Source organism: Bacillus sp. 7884-1 (assembly GCF_002272245.1).
Classification (GTDB): domain Bacteria; phylum Bacillota; class Bacilli; order Bacillales; family Cytobacillaceae; genus Neobacillus.
The window spans coordinates 1-12,482 of record NZ_NPDD01000293.1 but is presented as its reverse complement, the minus strand read 5'-3'; the positions used below and the strand labels follow the sequence as shown (position 1 = coordinate 12,482).

Sequence of the window (12,482 nt, the reverse complement as noted above, 5' to 3'; positions counted from 1 at the left end):
TTAGCTATCTAACAAAAAAACGAGGTAAAAAAACGTTAGTTTTTCAGCGGTCTCGAACCGTCCCCATGGTCCTTGTAGTTTGACAGAATTTATTGTATATTGAAAATGCAATCGTTTGCATATTGTGTTTCGCTTATTTGTAAGCGATTTCTATTTAGAGATTAATAGACGGGGAATTTCTTCATTAGAAGGGCTTCCTGTCCATCGATTCTTTATGGAAGATCGCATAACAAAGCGTTTCTTTTTTTTCACTTTTGTGCAAACGATTGCGCAACTAGGGTAATTCTAAGAGTAAACAGACCTTTACAGCAACTGACTTGCAGCAAAAACGCTCTTATACTTCCCTATTTCAAAATTTAAAAGGGGGTAATTGTGCCAATGAGAAAAACCACAAAAAGGACTTTCTCCATCATCATGACTGCAGTTATGCTTTTGAGCTTGTGGATCCCTTATATCCCGAGCCAGGAAGCTTTTGCAGCCGAGACTATGGCGGAGACAACCGCTTCAACCAATCGCGAGATTCGTTTCACGTACATTCGTGACGATAAGACATTTGGCGATTGGAACATTTGGACTTGGAATACTGGCGTCAGCGATGGTCAGGTTAATTTTGATTCCTATCAAGATAACCATGCCACTGCTACGATTCCCGTAAGCTCCGAAACTACCCAAATAGGCTTTGTACTTCGCAGCACGTATGACTGGAATACCGCACAAAAGGAATTTGGCGACCGTTTCATTCCTGTTAATAAGAATGACTCGATTACCAAAGCTTACATCACAAGTGGAGTGGAGCAAATCCGTATCGTTCCTGATGGATCCGCCCCTGTTATCGATCAGGGAAATGCGACGTTCTATTATCGCGATAAACTGCTTTTTGCAAACGATGGTATGGACACCATCGAAAAAGTAGAATTAAAATTTGATGGAAAAACAACTCCGATGACGTTTGAACCAGAGAATGAGAGATTTGTAGTGACATACAACAACATTCCGAATGGCAAAAACGAATATTCTTACCTCGTGACAAAAAAAGATGGCACAACGGAAGAAGTAAGTGACCCTTACAACACTGTTAACGGCGTTTCAGTGATAGATTTCCAGAAAGCTAATCTAACAGTTTCAGGTACCGTTCAGCCTGCAGTAATTGACTATAATCAAAACGCTGTTCTGACTGTCGATGTACACGGACTGACGAATGAACTGAAAGTCAACAAAATGTTTGCAGACATCTCATCCCTTGGAGGAGCTGAGCAGCTTGAGATTGACCCGGCGTTAAAAGAAATCAGTATTGCCGTGGACGACCATATCACAGCAGGAACAAAAACAATTCCTCTTACGGTGATTGATTCCTATGGAAACTACTATAGCAGTTCAGCTTCAGTAGAGGTGAAAGCCCGCCAGGCCGTTGGGGAAAATGATTTTGACTGGGATGAAAGCATCATCTACTTCATGCTGACAGACCGGTTCTTTGATGGCGATTCAACAAACAACGACCCTTATAATCAGAATTACGATGCGAAAAACGACCGTGGAACCTACCAGGGAGGAGACTTCAAAGGCATCACTGAAAAGTTGGATTACTTGGACAAGCTTGGTGTCAACACCATCTGGATCAGCCCAATCGTGGACAACATTAAGTACGATGCTCGTTATAACAACTCAGAAGGACATTCCTACTACGCTTACCACGGCTACTGGGCAAACAATTTTGGACAATTGAATCCTCACTTTGGTAGTATGGAAGATTTCCATCAACTGATTGACGACGCCCATGAACGTGGTATTAAAATTATGGTCGACGTAGTATTAAATCACACAGGTTATGGATTAAAAGAGATTGATGGGACTGTGGCAAATCCTCCAGCAGGCTACCCAACTGATGAAGACCGCTCCCGGTTCAGCTCCCTTCTACGCCAAGGTTCTAATGTTGGAACCGATGAGGTTGTTGGTGAGCTCGCAGGCCTTCCGGATTTAAAAACCGAAGATCCAGCCGTCCGCCAAACGATCATTGACTGGCAAACAGACTGGATTGAAAAATCTAGAACAGCGAATGGAAATACTATCGACTATTTCCGTGTCGATACGGTAAAACACGTGGAAGATGCTACCTTGATGGCCTTTAAAAATGAACTTACCAAAATCATGCCAGAGCACAAAATGATTGGTGAATTCTGGGGCGGAAGTGCTGATCAAAACGGCGGATATCTCGAGTCAGGAATGATGGATTCCCTGCTTGACTTTGGTTTTAAAGACATCTCCCACAATTTTGTTAACGGCAGCCTAAAGTCGGCAAACGATGCCCTGATTGCCCGCAACGGAAAAATAGATAATACGGCCACTCTCGGCCAATTCCTGGGAAGCCATGACGAAGATGGATTCCTCTACAAAGAAGGAAATGACAAAGGCAAGCTGAAGCTGGCTGCATCCCTGCAGGCAACAGCAAAGGGCCAGCCGGTCATCTATTACGGTGAAGAGCTTGGCCAAAGCGGCGCCAACAACTATCCGCAGTATGACAACCGCTATGACCTTGCCTGGAATCAGGTAGAAAACAATGATGTACTACAACACTATACGAAGGTCTTGAACTTTAGAGCTGATCATTCAGAGGTGTTTGCCAAAGGTGAACGCTTGACAATCGGCGGCTCTGACAGCGACAAGTTCTTAGTTTTTGCAAGGAAATACGAAAACGAAGCAGCCTATGTCGGCTTAAACATTGCAGACAGCGCCAAGGAAGTTACTTTTACATTGGATTCCCAAGACGCTGTTGTAACAGATCATTATTCAAACGAGACTTACACAGTTTCAGCAAATGGCAAGGTCACAGTAACCATTCCTGCAAAAGCAGACGGCGGTACAGTCCTGCTTACCGTTGAAAACGGCAGTATCACAGCTGCAGCAGCTGCGGACAGTGAAGATGGTGGTGGAAGTGTTGAACCCGTTCCTGCGAACCACCTCCGTATTCACTACAACCGTACAGATGGTAATTATAAAAATTACGGTGCTTGGCTGTGGAATGATGTAGCCTCCCCTTCTGCCAACTGGCCAGTTGGAGCGACTATGTTTGAAAAAACAGACAGCTACGGTGCCTATATTGATGTACCGCTTAAGGAAGGCGCGAAAAACATTGGATTCCTCCTTATGGATATAACCAAGGGCGATGCTGGTAAAGACGGCGGAGATAAGGGATTCACCTTTACATCTCCAGAAATGAACGAAATCTGGATCAAGCAAGGATCGGACAACGTCTACAACTATGAGCCAGTAGATTTGCCGGAAAACACGGTCCGCATCCATTATGTTCGTGACAACAGCGATTATGAAAATTTCGGCGCATGGCTCTGGGGTGATGTTGCATCACCATCTGCTAACTGGCCGACCGGAGCCTCCCCATTCTCCGGCACAGACCGCTATGGCGCGTATGTTGACGTGAAGCTTGCACAAGGGGCAAAAACCCTTGGCTTCCTTGTGATGGATGTAACCAAAGGCGATGCTGGTAAAGACGCTGGAGACAAATCCTTCAACCTGCTCGACAAATATAATCACCTTTGGATCAAACAAGGTGACAACAATGTCTACATCTCACCTTATTGGGAGCAGGCAACCGGAATCACGAAAGCAGAAGTCATCTCTGAAAATAGTATTCTGCTTGGTTTTACGATGACAGAAGGTCTGACACCAGACAGCTTGAAAGACGCCCTTGAAATCAAGGATGCTGACGGCGGGACTGTAGCCATTGAATCGGTTGAAATTACTGGAGCCGCTTCTGCAAAAGTAACCGCAGCCTTCGACATTGATAAACTTCCATTATCCGTAACGTATGCTGGCCGGACCGTATCAGCCACTACGGGCTGGAGAATGCTTGACTCTATGTACGGATATGAAAAAAATGACCTTGGCGCAACCTATAAAGACGGCGCTGTTACCCTTAAACTATGGGCTCCAAGAGCAAGCAAGGTCGTGGCAAACTTTTTCAATAAGAAGAATGCAGCTGAGCAAATCGGCCGCATTGAGCTGACAAAAGGTGAAAAAGGGGTTTGGTCTGCTGATGTTGCCCCACGTGACCTAAATATAGCTGATTTAGAGGGTTATTTTTACCAATATGAAGTGACAAATGATGGAGTAACAAATAAAGTTCTTGACCCGTATGCCAAGTCAATGGCAGCCTTTACTGTCAATACGAAAGGTGAAGCTGGTCCTGATGGAGATAGTGTCGGCAAGGCGGCGATTGTTGACCTGAGTGGCACTGACCCTGAAGGCTTTGACTTTGCAAAAATCAAAGGGTATGAAAAACGCGAAGATGCCATCATCTACGAGGCACATATTCGTGACTTCACTTCCGACCCGTCCATTGAAGGGGATTTGAATGCAAGATGGGGATCCTACAAAGCCTTCATTGATAAACTCGATTATCTGAAGAAAATGGGCATCACCCACGTTCAACTGCTTCCGGTAATGGCGTGGTATTATGGGGACGAAACCAAGATGGGACAGCGAGAGCTTAACTACTCTGCCGGAGGAAATGAATACAACTGGGGCTATGACCCCCATAGCTACTTCTCTCCAGATGGCGCCTATTCAGAGGATCCAACGAATCCTGAAAAGCGCGTGAAAGAGCTGAAAGAACTGATTGATGCCATCCATGATGCCGGAATGGGTGTTGTCCTTGATGTGGTTTACACGCATATGGCAAAATCAAGCATGTTAAATGACATTGTTCCAAACTACTATGCATTCCAAGACGATAAGGGCAACTTCCTAGGCGGTTTCGGAAACAACCTGGCAACCAGCCATAAAATGGCCGAAAAGCTGATGGTCGACTCCGTAAAATACTGGTTTGATGAGTATAAAATCGATGGCATGAGGTTTGACATGATGGGCGATGCTACCTATCCTTCTATCCAAAATGCTTATGATGCCGCAGCTTCCATCAATCCAAATGCCCTGTTCATCGGTGAAGGCTGGAGGACATTTGCCGGCCATATCGGCGAGCCTGAACTAAAAGGAATGGGAGCGGACCAGGATTGGATGGACAAGACGGACAATGTCGGAGTATTCTCTGATGAAATCCGCAATGAATTGAAATCTGGCTTCGGTTCAGAAGGCGAACCTAGATTCATCACAGGCGGAGCAAGAAGCATCGATACCATTTTTAACAACATTAAGGGCCAGCCGTCCAACACTTCTGAGGATGACCCTGGTGATATGGTTCAATACATTGAGGCGCACGACAACATGACACTTTATGATGTCATCGCACAATCGATTAAAAAGGATCCTTCTATTCCGGAAAACAACCTGGAAATCCATAAGCGTATCCGCATTGGAAATTCCCTGATTCTAACTTCACAGGGTACCGCCTTCCTGCACGCAGGACAAGAATACGGCCGGACAAAGCAATGGCTTGGTGAAGGTGTACCGGAACAGAAATACCATGAACTCAAAGATGCACAAGGAAGCTCATTTGGATACTTTATTCACGATTCTTACGATTCATCCGATGCCATCAATATGTTTGACTGGCAGAAGGCTGTGAATAAAAAACAATATCCAATCAATACAGAGACGCGCGATTTTACTCAAGGATTGATTGAACTAAGGAAATCAACAAATGCTTTCCGTTTGGGCGACCAACAGCTGGTTAACCAAAATGTAAATCTGCTTGACCTTCCTGAAATTAAGGATACAGACCTTGTTCTAGCGTACAAAGCTGTTTCCACTGACAATACTGGAACCTACTATGTGTTCGTCAATGCCGATACTGAAGCACGCACGTTGACACTTGGAGAACATAACCTCTCTAAAGGCAAAGTAGTCGTCGACAGTGACGAAGCAGGCGCAACCCCAGTTTCCAAAAAGTCAGGCTACACACTTAAGAATGGAGCCCTGACCATTGACCCATTAACAACAATAGTAATCAAAGTGGGCGGCAAGACTGGTAACGGTAAATAGGACAAAGCTAATATAAACAAATAGAGACCATGCTTTTAGCATGGTCTCTATTTGTTGTCCAAGTGTCCAAGGGTGTCCAAGGGGGGTGTCCAAGGGGACGGTTCCCATGGTCTTTAATGATATTAATGTGGACCACAAGAACCGTCCCCTTGGTCATGGCTTAAGATTTTAAGGAATCATCCATGAAAATACATTACTTTGCAGGTAGGTGATGATACACACGAGCAGTAATAAGAAGAGACTATGTTTGACGGTAAAGCGCAATAAGTCTGATTCCTTTCCTGCTAATCCAACCGCAGCACAAGCAACGGCAATCGATTGTGGGGAAATCATCTTACCTGTTACCCCGCCCGATGAGTTAGCGGCAAGCGCTAATACCGGATCCATCCCAATCGATGTCGATGTCACCTGTTGCAGTTTAGCAAATAACAGATTAGCAGAGGTATCGGAGCCGGTAATGAATACCCCAAGCCAACCTAATACTGGCGAGAAGAACGGGAACAATGCCCCTGTTTTCGCTAAAACCATTCCCAGCGTTGTACTCATTCCAGAAGAATTTGTAATATAGGCATATCCAACAACGGCACAAATCGTTAAGAGCGGATATTTGATTTCATTGATGGTTTCTCCTAACGTGATTGCCCAATCACGCCATGACATTCCAAGGATAAATTTCGTCACAATCGAGGCTAAAAGGATGGCTGTCCCAGCCCCTCCTAGAATTTCAAGCTTGAAAACCGCAGCGATCGCTTCACCAGATGAACCGTTAATGACTTTTTCATGCAGGAAAGGCACTTCTGGCATAAAGGTAAGAGCATGTCCTAGAGCATTGACTCCTTTTAGAATTACATTTGCACCCTCATAATGCCCAGTTATCGCTTGTTTGACCACTGGAATTCCCCATAAAGAAATAAATGCCGTTAATACTAAAAATGGAGACCATGCTTTAAATACCTGACCGCCGGTATGGGTAGTTTCTATCTTTTTTGGAGCGTTCACTGCCACGGTCGCTGCCATCTCTTCTTCTGAAGAAAAACGGAAAATGGTTTTTGGCTTCCAGAACTTTAAGAAAATCGCTAATGCAAATAAAGAAACTAAAGCAGAAAGAATATCCGGCAATTCGGGTCCTATGAAATTTGAGCTTAAATATTGGGTTACAGCGAATGATAAACCTGAAACCAATATGGCTGGAATGACTTCCCATGCTTTTTTAAAACCTGCCATCATCACAATCAGATAAAAAGGAATAAAAACTGAAAGGAATGGTAATTGACGCCCGACCATTTTTGAAATTTCCATGGCTGGAATTCCTGTAGGTCCTTCCATGGCCGTAATCGGAATCCCAATGGCGCCAAATGCAACAGGTGCTGTATTCGCAATTAAACAAAGACCTGCTGCATATAAAGGATTAAATCCAAGCCCCACTAATAAGGCAGCGGAAATGGCTACTGGTGCCCCAAAGCCTGCTGCCCCTTCAAGAAAGGCACCAAACGAAAAGGCGATTAGTAATGCCTGTAAGCGTCGATCTTCTGTAATGGATAAGACAGAACTGCGAATAATATCGAATTGTCCTGTTTTCACCGTAATTTTATATAGAAAAACAGAAGTAATAATAATCCAGCCAATCGGTGTTAACCCATACACACCACCTTGAACCGCGGACATTACAGCGGTTTCAACCGGCATCTTGTAAAACGTTACCACAAGAATCAATGCAATGAGTAACGTGGTTAATCCCGCCACATACCCTTTCATTTTCTTAATGGCCAAAGCCCAGAAAAAATAAAGTATTGGAATCAGCGCAATGATAGCTGACCAAGTAAGACTATTGCCAACCACACTAAAATTTTGTGTAAATGTCAAAATAGCTCCCCCTTTGATATTAGTCTCTTACACTTGCAAAAGTAATCGGTTTCATTTTTAATTAATCAGTAGATATGGTCATCAGATGACTGCATGTTTGTAATTATATTTTCTATGTGAACTTTTTTCAACAATTTTGTGAATGTTTTTTGAAAAAATAAAATTCTCATATGGTGTATAATATAAATATCAATCGAACCAATGAGGTGCATCGGCTTGGAATATAAAAAAATTAAACCTAAAAAAATATATGAGGAAGTGACCGAAGCGCTGCATGAAATGATTCGAACCGGACAATTGCCGCCTAGGAGTAAACTTGAATCTGTGCAGCAGCTGGCAGAAAACTTTCAAGTAAGCAGGTCAGCTATACGTGAAGCACTATCCGCTTTGAAAGCAATGGGATTAGTCGAAATGAAGCAAGGAGAAGGAACGTTTATTAAAGAATTTGATGCAAAGCAAATGACCTTTCCCCTATCAACCGCCATCCTTATGAATAAAAAGGATGTAGCCCATCTTTTAGAAGTCAGAAAAATCATTGAAACGGGCACAGCTGCTTTAGCAGCAAAAAATCGAAGTAAAGAAAATTTAGAAGCGATGGCCGAGGCTCTTGAAGAAATGAAGCGGGTTCAAGGCGATGAAGAGCTAGGTGAGAAAGCAGACTTTCGCTTTCACTTAGCGGTATCTGCTGCAGCCGGCAATCCCCTATTATCCACTTTACTCGATCAAGTTTCAGAGCTTATGATCGAAACGATGAAAGAAACAAGGCGTTTATGGTTGTTCTCCAAACAAACGTCGACGGAAAATTTAGTAAAAGAACATGCTAAAATCTATCATGCCATTTTAGAAGGGAACGAAGAAATGGCCCGGATGGCAATGATTGAACATCTCGAAAATGTCGACAATGTCTTGAAAATGTATTTTTTTGAAAGTGCGGAAAAGTAATTCAAACAAATAAATCGATGAAAGCCTTCATACGATTTGAAGGCTCTGTATTTTTTTCGAAAAGCCCTGGAGTTAAACATTTTTTTTAAAAAAATAAATGCAAACACTTTCAACTATTCGAATATTTGTTATAGTATTAAATATTAGATATGGTTTATTGTATTCAGGTCATCAGATGACCTGTTGATTGAAAAGGACATAATGAGAATAAGGTAAAAGAAATAAGATTAAGGGAGCGAGAAAAATGAAAGTCACCCTTTTTGCTACTTGTTTAGTAGATATGTTTCAAGGTGATGTTGGAAAAGCAACAGTGGAAGTACTAGAAAGACTCGGATGTGAAATTGATTTTCCAGAATCACAAATTTGCTGCGGCCAGCCTGCTTATAACAGCGGCTACGTAAAAGAATCAAAAGAAGCAATGAAAAGTATGATTACTACCTTTGAACATGCGGAGTATGTCGTTTCTCCAGCAGGTTCCTGTGCTTATATGTTTAAAGAATACCCTCACATTTTTAAGGGCGATCCTGTTTGGGAGCCAAAAGCGCAAGCCCTAGCGGATAAAACCTATGAATTCACGGAATTTATCGTCGATGTGTTAAAAGTCGAAGATGTGGGTGCATCATTAGAAGGAAAAGCAACCTTCCACACCTCCTGTCATATGACAAGATTATTGGGAGTCAAACAAGCACCGATGCGCCTTTTAAGTCATGTAAAGGGATTAAACTTTACCGAGCTGCCAGGTAAAGAGAGATGCTGCGGATTCGGAGGTACCTTCTCCGTTAAAATGGGGAATATTTCAGAGCAAATGGTCGATGAAAAGGCTTGTACAGTTGAAGAAACCGGAGCAGATATTTTAATTGGGGCAGATGCTGGATGCTTAATGAATATTGGCGGACGCATTGATCGAAAAGGTATGCCAATTAAAGTCATGCATATTGCAGAAGTCCTAAATAGCCGATGAAAAATAGATAACACGATAAAAAGGGGGATGACCAATGTCGATGAAAACAAGCGAAGATAAGTTTACGGATCGCGTTGATAAAGGGCTGCACGATTCCTTCATGCGTGGAGCGGTCTCGAGTGCACAAGGACGTTTTCAATCACGTCGTTTGAGTGCAGCCGAAGAGTTAGGAAACTGGGAGGATTGGCGTTCACACGGGGAAGAAATCCGCCAGCATGTACTAGAAAACCTAGACTATTATTTATATCAGCTAAGTGAGAATGTCGCGAAGCGTGGAGGACATGTCTTCTTTGCGCAAACTGCTGAAGAAGCAACGGAGTATATTAAGAATGTCGCGGAAAAGAAAAACGCTAAAAAGATCGTAAAATCAAAGTCGATGGTGACGGAAGAAATCAATCTAAATGCGGGTCTTGAGCAAATAGGCTGTGAAGTGATTGAAACCGATCTAGGAGAATACATTTTGCAAGTGGATGACCATGAGCCCCCTTCTCACATTGTTGTTCCTGCGCTCCACAAAAATAAGGAGCAAATCCGCGATGTTTTTAAAGAGAAGCATGGATATCAACAGACAGAAAAACCAGAAGAGCTCGCTTTACATGCGCGTGAAAAACTGCGTCAAGAATATTTGACAGCTGATATCGGAATCACAGGATGTAACTTTGCCATTGCTGAAACCGGCTCGATTACCCTCGTGACAAATGAAGGAAATGCCGATTTGGTATGCGCTTTACCGAAAACACAAATCACCGTTATGGGAATGGAAAGACTGGTTCCTACCTTTGAAGAGATGGAAGTCCTTGTTAGTTTATTAACGAGAAGTGCCGTAGGGCAGAAACTGACGAGCTATATCACCACGTTAACTGGCCCGAAAGAGGAAGGCGATGTCGACGGACCAGAAGAGTTTCATCTTGTTATTGTCGATAACGGCAGATCGGACATTCTTGGCGGAGAATTCCAATCGATTCTCCAATGTATCCGATGTGCAGCCTGTGTAAATGTATGTCCCGTTTATCGGCATGTCGGCGGACATTCATACGGCTCCATCTATTCTGGTCCTGTCGGTGCGGTGCTTTCACCGTTACTAGGCGGATATGATGATTATAAAGAGTTACCCTATGCCTCTACTTTATGCGGGGCCTGTACAGAGGCATGTCCGGTGAAGATTCCGCTGCATCAGCTTCTTCATAAACATCGCCAAGTCATCGTGGAAAAAGAAGGACGAGCTCCGATATCTGAAAAGCTTTTGATGAAGGCATTCGGGTTTGGTGCATCCTCTCCTGCTCTTTATAAATTTGGTTCAAAACTAGCAGGACCGGTAATGTCACCATTTACGAAGGATGATAAAATCTCAAAAGGTCCGGGACCATTAAAAGCATGGACAGATTCAAGAGATTTCCCTGCACCAAATAAAGAAAGATTCCGTGATTGGTTTAAAAATCGTCCACAAGGAGGGAATCCATCATGACCGGTACCATACAGAATCGCGAGGCTTTTTTAGGAAAAATCGCCAGCTCACTAGGCCGTGACCAGAAAAAAGAAATAGAAAGACCTGTCTGGAAATTTCATCCCCAAGATGAAGTTCTAAAAGGCGCCACACAAGATGAGCTTGTGGATGTGTTACGGGAACAATGTAAAAATATTCATACGAATTTTGTTATGACCTCAACGGCCAAGCTATCGGACTCATTAAAAGAAGTGGTAAACCACTATGGCGGCGGACCCATTGTCACATGGAAAGATGAGCGCTTTTCTCGATTTGGCCTCGAAAAAGTAATGAAGGAAGAATGGCCTCAAGAGGGGATTGATCTTCATATTTGGGATCATACAAAAGGCGAAGAAAATATCGCGATGGCCGAGGCTGCAAATGTCGGAATTACAATTAGTGATGTGACACTGGCAGAATCAGGCACAGCGGTTCTCTTTAGCAGCAAGGATAAAGGAAGAACCGTCAGCTTTTTACCGGCCACTTCCATCATTATTATCCCGAAAAGCAGCATCGTTCCCCGCATGACACAAGCGGCCCGTATCATAAATGAAAAAGTAAAAAACGGCGAACAAATCGCCTCCTGCATCAACTTCATCACAGGACCAAGCAACTCAGCAGACATCGAAATGATCCTAGTCGTTGGCGTGCATGGACCCATAAAAGCAACCTATATCATAGTCGATGATATGTGACCATGTGACCATGGGGACGGTTCTGCTGGCAAAAAAGCCGGCAGAACCGTCCCCATGGTCCTCAGTTTTTCAGAAGAGTTAGGTGCCCAACCATTTCTTTCGCTTCAAATTTTTCCATCGGCGGAAGTGCTATAACGGTCAAAGAACCTGATTTAATCTCGGTTAATCCACTATCACGAATACTGAAAAATCCTCTTTTTTCTAACTTTTCAAGCTGTGCTTGGTTACCCTTCAAAATAATTTTCTTCATTCCCGTCTGTACCCATTCAACAAAGTCATCAAGCCTTTCCGAACAAGCTGATTGTGATGACATCAGGTTTATCGTACTGAGAGTTGCAGCATGAGCCACTTGTGCTGCTGTTTTCCCCTTCGACATGATTAAATCTTGATTTACAATAAAATATTGAACCAGATCTCGTTTATCCATCTTCATGATCAGTCCTTTATAATTGTTATCTTTCTATAATACAATCTATCCTTCTTTAGGAAAACTAACTTTCACACACACCAAGATGTTAGAAACCCCTGCCTTTAAGATTGTTCCAATACTCTCTTTCAAACTTCACACTTCACGGGTGACCAGCAG

General features: G+C 43.2%; 7 protein-coding genes. 5 read left to right on the top strand and 2 right to left on the bottom strand.

Annotated elements, in window-relative coordinates:
* Window positions 1–378: 378 nt before the first annotated feature.
* Window positions 379–5,952, top strand: a complete 5,574-nt coding sequence (locus CHI06_RS28305; protein ID WP_095251965.1) for a pullulanase — start codon at window positions 379–381, stop codon at window positions 5,950–5,952.
* Window positions 5,953–6,120: 168 nt separating this feature from the next.
* Here the strand turns inward: CHI06_RS28305 and CHI06_RS28300 are convergent, their stop codons facing one another.
* The gene (locus CHI06_RS28300; protein WP_095251964.1) at window positions 6,121–7,815 is read right to left on the bottom strand and encodes an L-lactate permease; all 1,695 of its coding nucleotides are present in this window, start codon (window positions 7,813–7,815) and stop codon (window positions 6,121–6,123) included.
* Between the two features lie 216 nt (window positions 7,816–8,031).
* On the opposite strand from CHI06_RS28300, the gene CHI06_RS28295 reads away from it, so the two are divergent.
* From CHI06_RS28295 to CHI06_RS28280, 4 genes are all read left to right on the top strand, one after another.
* Window positions 8,032–8,757: a FadR/GntR family transcriptional regulator gene (locus CHI06_RS28295; RefSeq protein WP_095251963.1), complete on the top strand. Its 726-nt coding sequence runs from the start codon at window positions 8,032–8,034 to the stop codon at window positions 8,755–8,757.
* 244 nt (window positions 8,758–9,001) lie between these two features.
* Window positions 9,002–9,718, top strand: coding sequence for a (Fe-S)-binding protein (locus CHI06_RS28290; RefSeq protein ID WP_095251962.1), 717 nt, complete (start codon window positions 9,002–9,004; stop codon window positions 9,716–9,718).
* Between the two features lie 34 nt (window positions 9,719–9,752).
* Window positions 9,753–11,183 (top strand): LutB/LldF family L-lactate oxidation iron-sulfur protein, encoded by a 1,431-nt coding sequence (locus CHI06_RS28285; protein ID WP_095251961.1) that lies wholly within the window; start codon window positions 9,753–9,755, stop codon window positions 11,181–11,183.
* Entirely contained in the window at window positions 11,180–11,896 is a 717-nt protein-coding gene (locus tag CHI06_RS28280) for a LutC/YkgG family protein (RefSeq protein WP_095251960.1), read from the top strand. Before CHI06_RS28285 ends, CHI06_RS28280 begins: the two co-directional genes overlap by 4 nt.
* Window positions 11,897–11,957: 61 nt before the next feature.
* On the opposite strand, the gene CHI06_RS28275 is transcribed toward CHI06_RS28280, so the two are convergent.
* The gene (locus tag CHI06_RS28275) at window positions 11,958–12,329 is read right to left on the bottom strand and encodes an aminoacyl-tRNA hydrolase (protein WP_257009498.1); all 372 of its coding nucleotides are present in this window, start codon (window positions 12,327–12,329) and stop codon (window positions 11,958–11,960) included.
* Window positions 12,330–12,482: the final 153 nt, after the last annotated feature.

Bases quoted from the DNA above. Each gene is read 5' to 3' on its own strand.
- CHI06_RS28275 (WP_257009498.1), bottom strand. From the start codon at position 12,329: ATGAAGATGGATAAACGAGATCTGGTTCAATATTTTATTGTAAATCAA.
- CHI06_RS28285 (WP_095251961.1), top strand. From the start codon at position 9,753: ATGTCGATGAAAACAAGCGAAGATAAGTTTACGGATCGCGTTGATAAA.
- CHI06_RS28280 (WP_095251960.1), top strand. From the start codon at position 11,180: ATGACCGGTACCATACAGAATCGCGAGGCTTTTTTAGGAAAAATCGCC.
- CHI06_RS28290 (WP_095251962.1), top strand. From the start codon at position 9,002: ATGAAAGTCACCCTTTTTGCTACTTGTTTAGTAGATATGTTTCAAGGT.
- CHI06_RS28305 (WP_095251965.1), top strand. From the start codon at position 379: ATGAGAAAAACCACAAAAAGGACTTTCTCCATCATCATGACTGCAGTT.